The sequence below is a fragment of the Saprospiraceae bacterium genome, from assembly GCA_016719615.1.
GTDB lineage: Bacteria > Bacteroidota > Bacteroidia > Chitinophagales > Saprospiraceae > Vicinibacter.
The window spans coordinates 1,962,232-1,981,063 of sequence record JADJYQ010000001.1; the positions used below are offsets into that span (position 1 = coordinate 1,962,232).

Below are 18,832 nucleotides of genomic sequence, written 5' to 3' on the forward strand. Positions count from 1 at the left end.
CTTACAAGGGTTCTTACTTAAGAATTATGTTTTCAATCAATGTTTTGCCTAAGTCTCATTATGTAAAAACTTAGTCCAATTCTAGAATACTCATAGCTACAAAATGAGAATTTCTTTTTGGAAAAACAAAACTTACATTCTAACCTCTTTTACTTTTTTAGAAAATATGGAAAAAACCTAACATACGTTAATATTTTATAACCAAGTTCACTGCCACCAAAATATTTATTGAAAGGCAAAAGATGGATTTTAATAACAAACTAGAGCATTATTTAAAAAATACATATTAATAATTATTCGAACACGTATTTATATATTCAAATTAAAATAGTAATTTAAATAGAAATTTAATCGTAATTCTTTATCAAAATAGACAGTTACCAAAAAAAATACGCTATCTAAATAACCTTAAATAAAATATTAAATTTCATTTAAGGTGATAACATTCAAGAAGAAATGGCACTTATATTTTTATAATATGATTTAATATTTTCTCAATTCAGAGATTTTAGATCTTTTCAAATTTTTAATAATTAATTTATTTAAAATTAATTTTGGTAATATTGCTTAATAAATTTAAATTCATATAACGAATTTTCGTCTTGTTAAAACCAACCTAATATGAAAACCATTATCTTTTATTGTCTGAGTTTATTCGGCATATTAAATAATCCATCAGATGAAAAACGCAGTACAATATGTGAAGTTGATACATTTTGTAAAACTCAGAACCCGGAGAATTTAGTCCCAACAACCTTTCAACTATTAGCTGGAAATAATCAATCCAATATTTTCAAAAAACTTGTATACCATAATGGCAACTATTATGTAATAGGAAGTTCAGGAAACAGAGCAAGCTTACACAAATTTGATGACACTGGAAATATTATCTGGAGCCGTGAAGTAAATGATACTTCCTCCTGGAATGACATCATCGTCAATGAATCGGGAAATCTTCTACTCGTTGGATCAAGAGATATCAACGCAGGCTTGCCAAAGGATGTTTTGGTAGGTGTTTATGATCCTAACGGAAATACTCTCCGTTTACTTTCCTATGATTATGGAATCAATGAAGCCTATAATAGCATTGTTCAGAATCCATTAAATTCTCCCTCACCGTTTCGATTTTATGTTGTAGGTTCCATTAATCTTACCAATAACAGAAATGATGATGATGTAATCGTAACGACCATGGATGAGTGGGGATCTACAGCTGGCGGCATGCGGAGAAAATACGGTTCTCTTAATATCGATGATGAATTTTATGCCAAAATTACAGTGTACAATCCTACATTAGGACACTATGCACTATCCGGACATATTGCAAATAATGGAACATATGTAGTCATTGACGGAAATGGAGCTACTACCAACTTAGGAAGAGCCTTAGGTACTAACGTTCGTTTATATGATCTCCAGAGAACACAATCTGGTGAATTTCTGGCTGCCGGTAATTTTATTGGATCTCCACCCAAAGGAAGAGTTTTTAAAATTTCAAATATTGTTGGAAATACAAAAGCTTATGAATCTGTCATAATTTCAGCTCTATATCAGATTATCCCTGTGAGCAGCAATAGCTTTTATGCTATAGGAGGAACATTCACTGCAGGGACCACAAAACCTGTTGTTATGTTTTTTAACGACAATGGTTCAACATTAAGTCCATTCGCTGGAAAATATCCTCAATCGGGAAATGATTTTACGGCTGCATTTATGAGCAAAACTGGTAGCAATAATTTTGCTTATGTCGATGGGCGCACAAATTCAACAGATGGATATGGAATGCAGGATGGATATTTGGCTACGCATATAGGTGCTTTTGAAGATTGTGGTTTAGATTCACTCGGTGGCAGTTTTGCTCAGATCACTTTAAATCCGGTAATCGCTCAACCTAATTCCAGTGTAGAAACTTTGAAATCACCTCAAGAGGCCTTTGCCGTTAATTTAGTTTATAATGCCCGGGAAATTTGTTTAAATAATTGTGTTGTTGAATTTAGCACAAGTAATATAGATAATTGCGGTAACGTTCAATTTACTTCATTTACAAATTTACCCGGAACAGTAAGCTATTGTTGGGATTTTGGAGATATTCCTCCATGTGGAAGTACGTCCGCTACGACCAGTCATAATTACAATAATCCGGGGACCTATCAGGTTTGTTTGATGGTTGCCAATGGCACATCCAGTTGTCAAACGTGTAGAAACATAGTTATAGAACTGGCAGACCACAATCCACCTAATATTCAATGCCCTCCTAATATTACGGTCGATTGCGGGGAATCTACATTACCTGTAATAACCGGATCTCCAGTTGTCACCGATAATCTCGATCCAAATCCAATTGTCGGTTATTCGGAATTTATCGTTCAAATGACTCCATGTTACAAAGAAATTCTCCGCGATTGGTCTGCTACTGACTTTTGCGGAAATGTGATCCATTGTCAGCAAACCATTGTCCAATCAGATACCAAAGCGCCTCAGATCAGTTGTCCAGGTGCAATTTCTTTGGATTGTAATTCATCCTTAGACCCATTAAACACTGGATCTCCAACCGTTATTCAGGAATGTCAGAACACTCATACTTCAACTTATTCAGATAATATTTTAAGTAATGGTTGTCCGAAACACATTCAACGAATCTGGACGGTTTCCGATGCTTGCGGAAATTCTACCAAATGTGCACAGGATATATTTTTATTTGATAATACAACACCTTTAATTACCGGATGTAATCGAAAATTTATCGAACAAGGTCAGAACAGTATAGAGGGAATCTGCTCTGCCGAATTGACCATAAGTTCTCCTTTAGTTACTGATAATTGTAATGATAACCCCATACTTCTAAACAATTATAACAATACAGCTGATGCCAGTGGAATATATCCCGAAGGAACCACTATCATTACCTGGACGGCGACAGATCTTTGCGGAAATACTGCAACATGTCAGGATACTGTGTGTGTACTGGCTTGTAATCAATGTCCCGATTCGTGTGTAACAAATGTTTTAAACATCAGCACAGGCTTTGATCCTATCAATAATGTCTTATTGAATCCATTATCAGTCACCAGCGCATGGCAATTGGTTACAACACCCATTGTTGTATCACCTTACACACCAAGCATACCGGCACCAACATATGTGATCTGGCCAAATGGTGCATGGGCAAATCAAGCAGGCTCACAATGGATATCCGCTTATCCATTTGCGGATCTCGAAGCTAATAACCCGGATCCACAACCTGCATACACCTTACAAAATTGTTTCTGTGTTTGCTTGGACTCATCGGTGGTTACTATTGATTTAAAAATCCTGGTAGACAATACGGTCATGATCGATTTATGCGATGATGCAGGAAATGTTATCCTAAATCTTGCAAGCCTTACCAGTGGACTGGATGATGATTTTATGAATGTAACATCTGCTATCCATACTGTAGTATTAGATGAAGGAACTTACTGCATAAAAGCCAAACTTCGCAATGAATCCTCCGTTGCAATGGGATTAAACATTGTAGGAAGCATAACGGGTGCCGGATTGATAGAATCTGTTTGTTGCAGCCAAACTAATTTCATCACCGGACATAAATATCTGGACAAAAAATGTGATGGAAAAAGGGATGCAACTGATCCACCGGGAATTGGTTGGGAAATCCAACTAAAAGATGGTGTAGGCAATCTTATTGAAACAAAGATTACAGACGGAGCAGGTTTCTATACGTTTCAGGACATTCCCATTGGCACATACACCCTTTGCGAAGTACAAAAACCAGGTTATTTGCAAAACTATCCACCATCCAATACATACACTGTCAATATCGTTGATCAACACACGCCTATTGCATTCCTTGATTTTGGAAATTGTCCGTTGGATACTTGCTGCGTCAATGAAGAAGCATTTCTTATAATGGCTTCAACTCCGCTCGATGTAATTCGCGATTCCTGTATGATTTGCATTAGCCATCCTTGCATCGGATGGTGTCAGCGAATGATGATTGATTGGGGAGATGGAATAAGCAGTGGATACTTGAAGGCATTGGTTCTGTTGATGCATCACATACCTATCAACAGTCAGGCGAATACACAATTTGCATAAAATATGAAGAAACACAAGACAATGGAGATGTTTGCTTTCAAAAAGATACATGTTTTTCGGTTTGTGTGCAATGTGGTATTTGCGAAAGAGAGGAACTCGCTTTGAATTGCTTTCAATTATTTGGAGAGGCAGGAGATCCAAGTACGTATTTGGCAAACAATTCAAACTTTTATATAGATGAAGCAAATCCGGGTTACTTTTTAGCTACCGGATACTATCAAAATGGACCATTTTCTGGACATCTTTTGAATCCTGCTGTTAATACTGATTGCTTCGTTTCTAAATATGATGAATCTTGCCATTTGTGTAGCAACTTTTCCATTTCAGGAGATTTATTAGACCAAGGATTGGTTATTAAATATTTTAACAATGGCTTCTATGTTGCCGGAATTTCTAATAGTACAACTTTAAATTTTCCCGGATCCGGGACAAGTGGTCAATCATTTTCGGGATTAACATCAGGTCAAAAAGTATTTCTTGCTAAATATATTGGAGGCGATTGTTTATCAACTCAAATACCCACTCTTGCTTGGGCATTGGTTTTTGGAAATTCCAGTTACCGAACACTACTAACTGATATGGATCTGGATAACTTAAATAATCCAATATTAACAGGCGTATTTACCGGCCAAGTGGGATTTGATAGTAATGTAGAACCAAATACTTTCACGCCTGCAGCGGTAACTACCAGCGGCGGATCACATGATATGTTTATTGTAAAGTTTAATGCTCTATCGGGACGACAATTATTTTCAAAATCATTAGTACAATCCACGTCCAACCCTGGAGGAATATATCCATTAGGAATAAGTGTTGATCCCACAAATAGTGATTTTTATCTAACTGGATATTTTAGGGGAGAAGTTGATATTGATGGCGTTGGAGGTTATATTTTAAGCGGTATCACTTCAGGTGCTGCAACATTTGTTTCCAAGTTTGATATGAATGGTGTACTGATCTGGGCATACCCCATTTTAGCAACTGGAGGAAGTCCAAGTTCCTTTCAAAGTCGCGGAAAGGACATTGAAGCTTATCAGGGTGGTTTTGCTTTAGGTTTAGAAAAAATCACTTCATTGCCCATTAATCTTGAGAGAACTTTTACTAGTTCGTATTCTAATTATTCCGGTCCTGCAAATTCCAGTCATGTAATCCGATATGATGACCAGGGTAATGTACAATGTGCTCAAACATTGGTTGGGGCCCGCTACATTACTGAACTGTCTGTAGACGGTTTAAAAAATATATACTTCACCGGAGCATCCAATACTACAGGTGATGACCAGATTTTTAGTTCTTCAAATTTAGGAGTAATTAATAATTCATGTGAAGTAAAAAGTTTTACTTTAGATGGGAATGGATATGATGATGCTTGGTCTATAGCACCTATTGGAAGTGATGAATTTGTTGTGATAGGAAGGACAAATTCGTTAAATTTAAACCCTGATCCAAATGGAAGTGTTTATTATAGTGCAGGAAGCGAACCTGACATCTTTATTGGCAAGTACTCATGCGAATGCACAATAACTCCAGACACTATAAATTGTTGTGACAACATCAGTGTAATTGCTGAAAAGTATTTCGACGAAAACACAATGTGCACTGATAGTACTTGTTGCTATTCGGTAGATTTATATAATAATTTAGTCTATGGAATTAAAACAGCTCAAGTAAACCTGCTCACACCTGGTTGGAGTTTTGGAACCGTAGGTGTAGCAACCGGATTATATGTGAATGGAACATCAACGTATCAATTTATAAATAATTTTGGAGGCGTATTTCCCGGAAATACTTTGCCTGGTGGATTTACTGATGCCTTTTTTAATTTTTGCCTTATAGGTCAACCAGGTGCTGCAAGTACTCAGGAAATAGAATTTGTTTGGTATGAGATGACAAAATCAGGTGCATGTATAGCAGTCTGCAGAGACACCATTACAACAGATTGCTTAGCGCCAACATGTTCACCCAATTGCACCGAACCCGTGGATATGCAAATTGTTTGCGATTCACTCAATCCAAATCAATATTGTCTAAGCTTTAGCGTTACAAACTTATCCCCCTATCCTTCCACTGGTGTGTCAATTGGTGTCGTCGGCACTGACTTTGGCTTAGTTCCTTGTGGTGGGACGGGCTATTTTGATCCATTAGATATTGACTTTGGGACGCCCCTTGATCCGGGTAATACTTCTGCAGTACTTTGTATCAAACTCATTAGTACTTTGCCTATACTGAGTCCGCAAGATGTGTGCTTAGAATTTGGTTTAATTTATAGTGATACTTCATTTTGTTTTCAGGACACTCAATACTGTTATCAGATCCTACCCTGTTGCAATCCTTGTGAAGACATCCAAATCATTGCCCGGGAAATCGAAGTGGATAGTGCATCCTGCTGTTATGCTATAGATCTTAACATAGCTTGTGCAATAGATTATTTTGGCAAAATTGAAATTGAAGCATTGACTCCGGGTGTGGGTTTTGGATCTTATATTAAAAATCCTTCATGGATTTATTGCACTCCACCTTCAATAGATCTGATCTGCTTGGATTATCCGGCAACTTATCTGCCAAGTGGGTACACTTCGGATGTGTTGCAGTTTTGTTTGGATTCGACAATTATAAAAGAGGATTTGGGATGCTGGAAGGAAGTTTCAGCAGGAGGTAACCATACTTTGGCATAAAGGAAAATGGAAGTCTTTAGGCATGGGGATATAATTTATATGGACAATTAGGAAATGGAACCAATAGCCAAAAAATACTCCGATACAAATCGGATGTGCTACTAATTGGAAACATGTATCTGCTGGAAATGACCATTCATTTGGCCATAAAAAATGATGGAGCCTTATAGGCTTGGGGATTTAATTTCAAGGCCAGCTTGGTAATGGAACTAATATTAACTAAAAATGTTCCAGTTCAAATCGGGATCTTCCTAAAATTGGAAGTCAAGTTTCCGCCGGGGTATTATCATACTTTAGCTATTAAAAATGATGGTTAATTCTGGGCTTGGGGATATAATAACTATGGGCAATTAGGAAATGGATGAAATATAAATAAAAATAACCTATTCAAATTGGAGCTTCCTTGGACTGGAAATCGAAGTATCTGCTGGATGAACATTCAATTGCCATCAAAAAAATTGGACACTTTGGGCATGGGGGAAAAATGGTAATGGTCAACTCGGGGATGGAACAAATATTGCTAAGAAATATTCCAACCAAATATAGGTTCTTCAAGATTGGAAAGAGATTGAAGCAGCTCAGGCATTCTTATAGCATGGTATAAAATGATGGTAAATTATGGGCATGGGGTGATAATAGTATGGCCAATTAGGTGATGGCTCAACAACCAAAAACCTACCAATTCAAATTGGCACTTCTGATTGGGAAGATTATATCTGCAGGGGAGCACTCTTCCAACTGTCATAAAAAATGATGGAAGTCTTTGGGCCTGGGGATTAAGTCATGAGGCCAATTAGGCGATGGTACTACTGATTGATAATTATAAAGTCCCTATACACAATTTGGATCTTCCTAATGATTAGAATCAATTCAATGGTGATGAATTCTTTGGCTTGATTAAGCAGATGGAGACCTTTGGGCTTGGGGCGAAAATTATTTGGTCAAATTGGTGATGGAACAAATATTAATAAAAAACACCTAAATTCATTTACCTTGCCCGGAAAACAATTGACATTACGCAATTCAAATTTGAGAGCAATTAAAAATTCATTTATCGGATCCTTGTTCAAAGTTCGCTTTTACGAATCAGACGATGCAACAGTAGCCTGTGATACGATGCTAACTCTTGAATGTGCACCCGATACGATCAACCGGTGTATGATCATCAGCAATGCATATGCCGAATGTCTGCCCGAATCAAATGCGTATAAACTCACTTTTCAGTCGATAATATTTCTTTCCCGGGATTTGATGCTGCAAAATTGATCATGTAAGCTCTCCTGATGGGAATATCAGTGGATCTCTCCTGCACCTGTCAATTTCTTCTCCGAATTATCCCCAGCCGATCCACCACGTATGGTCATGTGTACAGTGGCAACTATTCCTTTTCCTGATCCGGATGGTATCATCAATATGGAGTTTCAATTGATCGATCCAACAGGCAATGTTGTATGTCTCCAGACATTTCCTATAATCTTTAATTTGCCAAGTTGTGATACGTCTTGTGCAGTTTGTCCTGAACATACTGAACAGGGTCCGAACTTGATTAAAAACCCACATTTTTCCAATGGTAATACAGACTTCTCATCAGATTTAAGTTATGTACCAGCGGCAATAATGTTCTCCGGGACTTATTCTGTTCGCAATTCTACTAATTTGGTAAATACAAATTGGGCTTGTATTGATCATACACTGAACGATCCTTTTGGAAGTTTCTTTGTAGCATCAGGCCCTTCGACCTTAGATCCTATTTGGAGACAACAAGTAAATCTTCAGGCAGGAACAACTTATGTATTTTGCTTTTGGGCCAATAATCTGGTAATAAATCTTTCTCAATCCGGACCCCCATTGCTTCGTGCAAGGTTGTCAACAGGACAAATCATAATTCCAACGACAACAATCAATCAAAGCCCTGATCAGTGGGTCTTGCTCACCGGCACCTTTACAGCTAGCACTACTGGAACCTTTGATATTGAAATTTGGGATATTCAAACAAACGAATGGGATGATATTGCCATAGATGATATTTCCTTGGTTGCCTGTACATCAACTTGTGTTTGTGATAATTTAGGCAAGATCGAAATTTTCAACAGTGAATTCAGTACACCGATCACTTGTCAAGGAAAAAATAGTCCGCCAGTTTCTTATTTGATCAAATGTCCAATAAATGAAACCAGTTTTAATATTGAAGGATCTTTAAATTGTTCGGATAGTTGTGATGGTATTCTCCAATGGGAAATTGAAAACAACAATGGAGATGTTATACTTTTTGGAACTGAATTTGTAGATCCGGCTTCTCCAGTTTGGACGATCAATTTATTGTATAGCCAGTTCCCTCAAGGAGAAAATTACTTTGTTCACCTCAATGGAATTTGTGGTACAGACACTTGTGTATGTGATTTTCAATTTTACCTTCAGGAATGCGACACATGTTGTCCGAAACGAGAAATTTTTGAAGCACTCGTTCAAAATGCCATCCATGTTTCAGTAGATCAAAACTATTGTAAAGCAACTGTCACCTTTGATGATTTACCATGTGATGTAAGAATTCAGTCGATCAACTGGAGAGATGGCAGCATAAGCACAGGCCCTTTTTATCCGGGCAGTATGGTCATGCATACCTATGCACCGACTAATTTAAGCTATGAAATTGTTATTACTGTGAATGAATTTCCAGTAGGCGGAACAGGCAAAGCTTGCAACTTTAGCACGCTTAAAATTCCGGTTTCGCTGAATTGCAAAAAATGTTGTGCAACTGGTTTTACGGCTTATATAGCCTGGTTTCAATTAATTACACAAGGCCTCCAAACCACAATAGATGGTTGCAATGTAACAGTTGCTACTCCCCAATTCGGCCCCTGTCATTTCTTCGAAACCAGTCCAAATTGGGGTGATCCTCCGGCACCTCTGACTGGCCCATTTGCTGCATCAACTGTTTGGACGCATACCTATCCCGGTCCAGGCACCTATACGATTTGCGTAACCGTTTCTGAATATCCATTTGGTGATCCTACATTAGAGCCTTGCAGAAGCAGACAAATCTGCGAAGATGTTGTGATAGAAGACTGCAATGGTCCTTGCATCTGTGATGGCTTTTCCAATCTTAGTTTCTATTACGACAAAGAAAACAAAGTGATGACGGAATGTGGAGACACACTTAGACTGGAATGTCCGCCCGATGATTGTGTATGGATCTTTAGTGGAAACTTATTATGCAAAAATGATTGTCCCGAAAGTTTGATCAATTGGCAATTGGTAGATTCCTATTCAGGTATTGTCGTGGCTTCAGGAACAAGTGTCGCATTTCCCGGATTCGGAATTTATATTCCTCCAGCTATTGTTACAGCAGGAGGTGAATATGATCTGATCATGAATGGTCAATGTGATCCCAATGTACTTTGTCCCTGCAAAATTCATCTTAGCTTTCCCGGATGTGATGAAGTTTGTCCATGCGACCCGGATGATCTTGTCAATGATGTGGAAACAGGCTTGAGTACCTATACCATATTAAATGGTTGTACAGCCTGTTTCAGACCGCTGGCACTTACAGATTGTGACATGGTGACCTGGTACAAAATTCCAAATTTAAACCAACCCTTTGCTACCAGCCTTGGAAATCAATTGATCTGTCATGATTTTCTGACTCCAGGCACGCATCGCATACAAATGGAAGTTACCCGAAAGAATGCGGACGGCAGTATTTGTGCAACATATGAAAAGATATTTACGCTCAACATCAATTGTGGAAGCACTCCAAACTTCGACAACGCCTTAGCGCAATGTATGATTGGAAATGATCTGTCCCCATTTAAGAATTCAAATTCATGGATCAACATTAATGGCCAAGCTGAACATAAACTCCATAAACGTGGAAATGCTTATGTGACACTCAGCGGCAATATGGATCAATCTGATATCATTGCAACCAAAGAAGCAATATGTATTCCAAAATTGAGTAACATAATGCAGCTTGATTTGAATATTAAAGAGGCAAATCATATAAAACTAGGTACAAGACTTGTTATTGCATTTTTGGATACCAATCCAATAAATCATGCAAATCTGGACAATCGTCAAACAATAGCTAAGATTGACTTAAACAAACTACCAACAGGTAATATCCATATCGAACAGGCTATTAATCTTGAACAGCTTCAGATGAATGATGATTGCAGTGTCAAAGGAACTTCAAAGTTCTACATTATCATTTACCTGGAAAATGATTTGAACAATAGTGTCTTCAATTCACAATCTGAAATTGAATTGTACGACCTGTGTGTAACTTCAAAATCAATCCTAGCAGAAGAATCAAGTGCAGCTAAATTAAATTTTAGAGTATTTCCAAATCCAACAAACGATCAATTTACTTTTCTTTTGGATCAGACTACTAAAGAAGAAATCAAAATTGAAGTATTGGACAAACTGGGACGAAAAATTGAACAGATCACAATGGCAAAAGACCAGCCCCATATACATTTTGGAGGTGAATATATTTCAGGTTTGTACTTCCTAAAAGTAAAATCGGGTAAAATAAACAAACAAGTTAAAATTGTAAAAGCCAGTAATTAATATTTAAATAGAAAACCTGCTTATGAAGAAAGTCAATTAAAATAAAAATAATTAAAATACTAATCCCTAATATCAAAGTAATACTCACTTTGCAGATGCAAAACCTTCCTATTGTGAGTATTACTTTGTTTTTTCAAGCACAGCTGCGATTTTTCATTAAATTTAGTATTGTATAATTCTTAAAAAAGGGCCATGATAAATTTTAATATAGGATATAAACGTAATCATCTTTGCCTATTGCTTTTTTTCATTACTGGACAATTAAACAGCCAAAATCATTATAGTCTTAAAATAAAAATTGATAGTCTTATAACTAATTCCAGAAATTTATCAAACAAAAATGACTATACAAATGCTACAATTTCAATCTTACAAGCCTTAGAAATTGCTAACTCCGAATTTGGTAGTAAAAGCAAGGAATACGCTGATGTCTGCTTCAATTATGGAAGAATATTTCATTTGCAAAATGATTTTGAAAAAGCAGAATTATGGTACCGCAATTCCTTAAATATAAGAAAAAAAGCGCCAGGCAAAAATCATCCGGATTACGCATGGAGCCTCAATAATATAGCCATCGTAAAAAATACAACAGGTGAGTTTAACGAAGCTCTTGCTCTGTCACTTGAGGCAACTCAGCGTTTTCTGCAAACTGTAGGCCCAAGACATTCCGATTATGCCATGAGTATTAGAAATCTTGCATTAATTTATACAAATTTAGAGGATTATGATAAAGCAATTGAATTTAATGCAAAATCGATGCAATTATCTCTTGATATTTTTTCGAATACCCACATGGAATATGCCAAAAGCGCTGCAAATTTAGCCCTTCTCTATTCAAAGGTTTATCAATATGAAAAAGCAGAAAATATTTACATTAAAATAAAAGAACTATTTGATACTAGTCTTATCCAAAACAAATCAAATTATGCAAGATTACTCAGTAATTATGGACTTTTGAAATTTAACATGGCACAATATGAAAAAGCAGAACCCCTCTTTTTAGATGCTAAATTAATTCTGGACGAAATAAATGACACAACAAACACACTTTATGCTCAGATTCTATCCAACCTAGGAGCAGTGTACAATCGGTTATCTCTATACGTAGATGCGGAAATATTTTATAATAAGGCTTTAAGCATTAAAGAAACAATTTACGGTCAAAGTAATTTAGAATATGGATTTACACTTTTGAATCTTGCAGAACTCCAATTGTCGACGAAGGACTATACAAAATGTGAACTATCATACAACAATGCCTTAAGTATTTGCAAAAAATTACAAGCTACAAATAACGATTTTTTAATAAAATGTAAACTTGGTTTGTGTAAACTATATATCGCAATAAAAGATTATGAAAAGAGCCTACACATACTATTAGAATTAAAAAATGAATTAGAATCAATTTCACAAACACAAAGTTTCGAATATATAAAGACCCTTCATTTTATTGGCGTTGTATACCAAAATACAAATAAATCAGAAAAAGCTGAATCTTTCTTTGAAGAAGCATTGTCGGGTATCCATAAAATATTCGGAACAGATAATTCATTATATGCAAATGAAGTCTACGCTTTGGCTATATTTTATAAAATATCGAGAAATTTTGAAAAGGCAGAAACTTATTTTCAAAAACTTACAAAGCTAGATGTAACACAACTTACAAAAGCTGCTATTCATTTATCAGAAAAGGAACTAACTGAATCGCTCGAACCATACATTGAGACTCAATCGGAATTATTTGATCTAGCAAATATTTCGGAAGAATCTAATTCATTAAACACTTCAAAGCTTACAGAATATTGCTATAATTCCTGTTTGTTCTATAAGGGTTTCATCCTCACGGAAATCGACAAAATTAGAAACGAAGCCTATTTAAATTCCAATTTAAAATCAAGGATAGCAGAATTACAATCGTGCGAAAGTATCATTGCTGCTGAGCTTTCTAAACCAAAAGATGAAAGAAAGCTTTTAAGCCCATATTATCAAAAGTCCAAAACGATTCAAAAAGAGTTGGCACTAAAGACATCAGTTATAAGTCAAAATTTAGAGCAGGTTGAATGGCAGGACGTACAAAAGTCACTTAAACAAGGTGAAGTTGCAATCGAGTATTTCAATTATCGGATAAAAAACGAAAACGATGTATATGTAGGCCACTATGCAGCCATTTTCATTAAACCTGGCCTTACAAAACCTAAGTTTATTTATTTATGTAATAGTGAAGAGCTAGAAAAACTATTCAGCCATCAATCGGATCATAAAGCAGATTATGTAAATGAATTATATACAAGTAAAGCCAGAGGAGCTCAATTGCTTAAAAATAAGCAAAAAGATTTGTTTCAACTTATTTGGAAACCTATCATGTCTGATTTAACCAATGTAAATAAAATATATTATTCGCTGTCCGGATTACTCCACAAAATCAACATAGCAGCTATTCCCATTGAAGGCGAATTAGCAATGATGGATAAGTTCGAAATTCTACCAATATTAAGTACAAGGCAGCTGGTTAGGTCAATTCAAAAATTAAATAAAGAAAATCAAATTGTTCTCTATGGTGGCATTCAATATGAATTAGATAGCCAAAATTTAAACACAAAAGCTTTCGAGAAAGGCGAATATTTGACAACAACCAGAAATGCAGCCAATATTGAAGACGAAGAAACTCCACATGTAACAGCTTGGGAATTTTTAAATTCCACAAAAAAGGAAGTTTATGCCATTAATATTATTGCGCAAAATGCAAATTTCAAAACCTCTATTTTACAAGACTATTCAGCAACAGAAGAAAGTATAAAAAATTTAGGTCATATTGACAGCATTTCTCCTAGAGCACTCCACATTTCCACTCACGGATTTTACTTTCCAAAACCTAAACTGCCACTTCCAACTAAAAACGAAATCGGTGAAAAAAATGTCTTAAAACAATCTGAGAATCCAATGCTGCGTTCAGGATTAATACTTTCTAGGGCCAATTACGCATGGAACACAGGCATTCCCTATAGTACTTATAAAGAAGATGGAATTCTTACTGCACAGGAAATTAGCCAAATGAATTTAAAACAAACGGAATTGGTAGTATTATCGGCATGCGAAACAGGTTTAGGTGATATTCAGGATTTTGAAGGAGTTTATGGTCTTCAAAGGGGATTTAAAATAGCCGGGGCAAAATATTTAATATTAAGTCTTTGGAAAGTAGCAGACCGTGAAACATCAGAATTCATGATTGCCTTTTATAAAAATTGGCTTGAGAAGAAATTAGATATTCCTACTGCATTTAGAACTACAGAGTTAGAAATGCGCGATCGATTTATTAACCCTTATTTATGGGCCGGATTTATATTAATACAATAGATTTTCAATTTTGATTATAACTCAATTGTCATTCAATTCGATCTCAAATTCAAATGGGCAATTTGGAATTTGTCTTCAACTTTTTGATCCCAAAAACCAGGAGCCGAAATAATCTATATATAACTTCTTTTCTTGATTTTACAAATATATCACTATCTTCCCCTAAATTTTTATTTTTTCACCTTCAAAACAACAAAACGATGAATGCATTTTTAGGACTTGGAAAGTATTTATTGGCCCTTCCTATGGCCGCTTTCGGAATTTTACATTTTATGCATGCTGACGCGATGTCGGGTATGGCGCCATTTGGTGGAGCCATTATGATTTACATCACCGGACTTTGCTTGATTTTATTTGCTGTAAGTATCATGATCGGAAAATACGACAAACTGGCTGCTGTGCTGCTGGCTGTGATGCTGATAGTATTTGTGCTCGTTTTGCATCTCAAACCTGCCATGGGCGGTGATATGGGTTCTTTGCTGAAAGATCTGGCCATCGCAGGCGGTGCTTTAATGTATGCTCAATCCTATGCTAAAGACAAGAGCATTATAGGCTAATCTAAAATATACTAAACAAACAACAAGGGCCGTTTACACGGCCTTTGTTATTTTTGCCCCACATGTCATTTCAACGTTATCTCCTCCAACTTTCCTACCGTGGTTCGGCCTATAAAGGCTGGCAAGTCCAGCCCGATGAAATCACCGTGCAGTCGGTCATACAGGAAAAACTCTCCGTTTTGTTGCGGGCTGATGTAGAATTAACCGGCTGCGGAAGAACAGATACCGGCGTGCACGCATCTCAGTATTTTGCGCATTTTGATACCGAAGAAAATGCTGCAACCAATCTGGAATTAAAATCCATCAATGCTCTACTGCCTACAGATCTTGCCATACATCATATGTATTTGACTCCGGAAACATTTCATGCAAGATTTGATGCTCATTACAGAAAATATATTTACAAACTTCATCTACAGAAAGATCCTTTTGCGGCATTCAACAGTTGTTGGTTGAGAGAAACATCATCACTTAATTTTAGCTTGCTAAACGATGCTGCTCATTTGATAGACGGCCGCAGCGATTTTCGTTCGTTTGCAAAATCGGGAAATCAACTGGAACACTTTGATTGCACATTGTATGAAAATCAATGGTTCGAAACTTCACCTGGAATTTTTGAATTCCATATTGCTGCTAACCGTTTTGTACGAGGCATGGTGCGCCTCATCGTAGGCATGTGCATCAATTATGCACTGCAAAAAATCAGCAAGGAACAAATACTTGAAAACCTGAGTGGCGGACAACAAATTGCCAAATCCTACAGCGTTCCTGCGATTGGATTAACTTTGGTCGAAGTCAAATATCCCGAAGAAAAATGGAGCGCTTTACGAATGTTGTAATTCAGGATAGAGGGGAAATTCTTCCATGTATTTATTGATCTCCAATTGTATGGCTGCAACAACTTGATCATTCGTCCTGTTTTCAACGAGATGATGGATCCATTCGGCCGTTTGCTCAAAATCCGCTTCTTTAAATCCTCTGCTCGTTAAGGCTGCCGTACCCAACCGTATACCCGATGTCACCATTGGTTTTTCAGGATCATTGGGGATCATGTTTTTATTGGTTGTGATATGCGCTTTTATCAATAAGTTTTCTGCATCCTTTCCAGTAATTTTTTTCGTACGGAGATCTACCAAAAACAAATGATTGTCGGTACCTCCACTGACGATTTGGAATCCTCTGGCTTGCATTGCTTTTGCAAAATGTTTGGCATTGCGGATCACCTGGGCCGCATAAGCTCTGTAGTCCTCCGATAGTGCTTCTCTAAAAGCTACTGCTTTTGCAGCGATAACATGCTCGAGTGGCCCGCCTTGAGTTCCCGGAAAAACTGCAGAATTCAAAGCTTGAGACATTTGTTGGGCTTTTCCTTTAGCATCCGTTTTCCCGGAGGGATGATCAAAATCTTTACCCATCATAATGATACCTCCCCTTGGACCTCGTAAGGTTTTGTGAGTCGTGGAGGTAATGATATGACAATGAGGCACAGGATCATTTAAAAGTTTTGCAGCTATCAAACCAGCCGGATGCGCAATGTCGGCCATTAGAATTGCACCTACTTCATCTGCTATCTCCCGAAAGGCTTTATAATCCCAATCTCTCGAATAGGCCGAAGCACCGCAAATGATCAATTTTGGCTTATGCTGTCGTGCTTGTTCGCGTACCTGATGTATATCAACATATCCCGTGTCCGGATTGACACCGTAAGCATGAGCTTGAAAATATTTCCCGCTGAAATTAACCGGAGAACCATGGGTTAAATGTCCGCCATGCGCCAGATTCAGTCCCAATATTGGATCTCCAGGCTTTAACAAACTTATCTGCACTGCCATATTCGCCTGTGCCCCGGAATGTGGTTGCACATTTGCAAAGCTAGCTCCAAACAAATCACATAAAGCCTGTATTGCAAGGTCCTCGATCTGATCTATAATTTCGCAACCTCCGTAATACCTTCGACCCGGATAACCTTCAGCATACTTATTATTGAGCCAGCTACCCATTGTCTGAATGACATCCAGACTCGCAAAATTTTCCGATGCTATGAGCTCAATACCCCTTCGCTGACGGGCCAATTCTTTGGATAATAAATCCCAGACAAGTTTATCTTTTATCATATTTAGCTAAAAAGCGAACAAATATAGCAGGAATTGGGAAAAAAGCTCAAAGCATAAAGCAAAGATTATGGAGTATGAATTAAGGATTATAGATCAAGGATCAATGTTTTTTTGATCTTCATACTCTATACTCCATAATCTGTCAGTGCCTGATATAGGTTGACCATATTTTATCATTAAAAAACATAAAAATGGCAACAATTAGAAGGCAATTTAAAATGAGCATTGAGCAGCGTATGGCGAGGCATTTTTCAGAAAGTTTCAAACGATCGAAGGTTCTCGAGATAGAGCAAGGCAGGAGCAAAGTCAGTGAAATTTGTAAGGAATACGAGGTTAGCCCTACCAATGTATACAAATGGATGAGTAAATTTGGTGCAGCTAAAAGCCAAATTCGCATGATTGTTGAAACAAATTCCGACACTAAAAAAATAATAGAACTTAAGCAAAAAGTTGCAGAATTGGAACGAGTAATTGGTCAAAAACAGATCCTAATTGACTTTCAAACTAAGATGATTGAATTAGCAGAAGAAGCATACAAGATTGATATTAAAAAAAAATATTCTTCAGCACAATCTGCTACTTCAGACAGGAGCGAAAGCGATATCCATTCTCATTAAATAAGTTGTACAGAGTAATGAATATCAGCAAACAATCTGTTCATCAAAGAATAGAAAGGAATCACCAGGATCTAGAAATAGAAGCACAACTTCTGTGGCTCATACACCAAATTCGTGAAGATCACCCTACGATGGGAGTGCGTGATCTGTTTTATAAAATTCGGCCAGAATCCATGGGCAGGGACCGTTTTGAAGCCTTTTGTAAAGAAAATAGTTTGATGTCCCTTAAGAAAGTATTTAGGCCAAGAACAACAGACAACACAGGGGTTATACGATTTGACAATTTGCTTATAGATCTCCAAATCAATCGAGTTGATCAAGTCTGGCAAAGCGACATAACCTATTTTGAATTAAACAATAGGTTTTATTATTTAACTTTTATCCTTGATGCTTATTCTAGACGAATTGTTGGGCATAACGTGTCGGATAATTTAACGACCATTTGTACCACAATGCCAGCCTTAAAAATGGCTATAAAGTTGCGAGCCAAACAAAAGATGAGCGAATTAATATTCCATTCCGATGGTGGTGGACAATACTATGCAAAATCCTTTTAGAGCTTACCGCAAAATATGAAATCAGAAACAGTATGTGTGAATATGCTTGGGAAAATGGTAAAGCTGAAAGGATTAATGGAATCATAAAGAATAACTATTTGATACACAGGGATATTAAAAATTATCATCAATTGACTATAGAGGTTGACCGAAGTGTACAACTTTATAACTTAGAAAAACCTCATAAAGAGTTACAAAGATTAAGTCCTGTTGAATTTGAAAATTTGGATATAACTTTACAATTGCAAAAACACCGAGGATGAAAGAGTCATTTGATGCAAATAACAAAATATATGG

11 protein-coding genes and 1 pseudogene are annotated in these 18,832 nt (G+C 36.8%); 11 read left to right on the top strand and 1 reads right to left on the bottom strand.

Annotation, left to right across the window (positions count from 1 at the left end; translation table 11 throughout):
* The first annotated feature begins 621 nt into the window (after positions 1-621).
* The 8 genes and pseudogenes from IPM92_08090 to truA all read left to right on the top strand — a co-directional run bounded on the left by IPM92_08090 (position 622) and on the right by truA (position 16,089).
* Entirely contained in the window at positions 622-4,095 is a 3,474-nt protein-coding gene (locus IPM92_08090) for a PKD domain-containing protein (GenBank protein MBK9108321.1), read from the top strand.
* Positions 3,999-6,770 (top strand): hypothetical protein, encoded by a 2,772-nt coding sequence (locus tag IPM92_08095; protein MBK9108322.1) that lies wholly within the window; start codon positions 3,999-4,001, stop codon positions 6,768-6,770. Before IPM92_08090 ends, IPM92_08095 begins: the two co-directional genes overlap by 97 nt.
* 465 nt (positions 6,771-7,235) lie before the next feature.
* A pseudogene (locus tag IPM92_08100) lies at positions 7,236-7,316 on the top strand (hypothetical protein).
* A 483-nt stretch (positions 7,317-7,799) separates the two neighbouring features.
* Positions 7,800-8,036, top strand: a complete 237-nt coding sequence (locus IPM92_08105; GenBank protein MBK9108323.1) for a hypothetical protein — start codon at positions 7,800-7,802, stop codon at positions 8,034-8,036.
* Between the two features lie 90 nt (positions 8,037-8,126).
* Positions 8,127-11,339 (top strand): T9SS type A sorting domain-containing protein, encoded by a 3,213-nt coding sequence (locus IPM92_08110; protein MBK9108324.1) that lies wholly within the window; start codon positions 8,127-8,129, stop codon positions 11,337-11,339.
* Positions 11,340-11,531: 192 nt separating this feature from the next.
* Positions 11,532-14,693 (top strand): CHAT domain-containing protein, encoded by a 3,162-nt coding sequence (locus tag IPM92_08115; protein MBK9108325.1) that lies wholly within the window; start codon positions 11,532-11,534, stop codon positions 14,691-14,693.
* 200 nt (positions 14,694-14,893) lie between these two features.
* Positions 14,894-15,250, top strand: a complete 357-nt coding sequence (locus IPM92_08120) for a DoxX family protein (protein MBK9108326.1) — start codon at positions 14,894-14,896, stop codon at positions 15,248-15,250.
* A gap of 62 nt (positions 15,251-15,312) precedes the next feature.
* Complete coding sequence (truA, locus tag IPM92_08125) at positions 15,313-16,089, top strand: tRNA pseudouridine(38-40) synthase TruA (protein MBK9108327.1); 777 nt, start codon at positions 15,313-15,315, stop codon at positions 16,087-16,089.
* Here the strand turns inward: truA and IPM92_08130 are convergent.
* The gene (locus tag IPM92_08130; protein MBK9108328.1) at positions 16,075-17,361 is read right to left on the bottom strand and encodes a serine hydroxymethyltransferase; all 1,287 of its coding nucleotides are present in this window, start codon (positions 17,359-17,361) and stop codon (positions 16,075-16,077) included. The two genes, truA and IPM92_08130, sit on opposite strands and share 15 nt — an antisense overlap.
* A gap of 191 nt (positions 17,362-17,552) precedes the next feature.
* Between IPM92_08130 and IPM92_08135 the strand changes: the two genes are divergently transcribed.
* Genes IPM92_08135 through IPM92_08145 form a run of 3 tightly spaced genes read left to right on the top strand, consistent with a single transcriptional unit; the run spans position 17,553 to position 18,798 of the window.
* On the top strand, positions 17,553-17,978 hold the full coding sequence (locus tag IPM92_08135; protein MBK9108329.1) for a transposase: 426 nt from the start codon (positions 17,553-17,555) through the stop codon (positions 17,976-17,978).
* A gap of 17 nt (positions 17,979-17,995) precedes the next feature.
* Complete coding sequence (locus tag IPM92_08140) at positions 17,996-18,535, top strand: DDE-type integrase/transposase/recombinase (protein ID MBK9108330.1); 540 nt, start codon at positions 17,996-17,998, stop codon at positions 18,533-18,535.
* 32 nt (positions 18,536-18,567) lie between these two features.
* The gene (locus IPM92_08145) at positions 18,568-18,798 is read left to right on the top strand and encodes a transposase (GenBank protein ID MBK9108331.1); all 231 of its coding nucleotides are present in this window, start codon (positions 18,568-18,570) and stop codon (positions 18,796-18,798) included.
* Positions 18,799-18,832 lie beyond the last annotated feature (34 nt).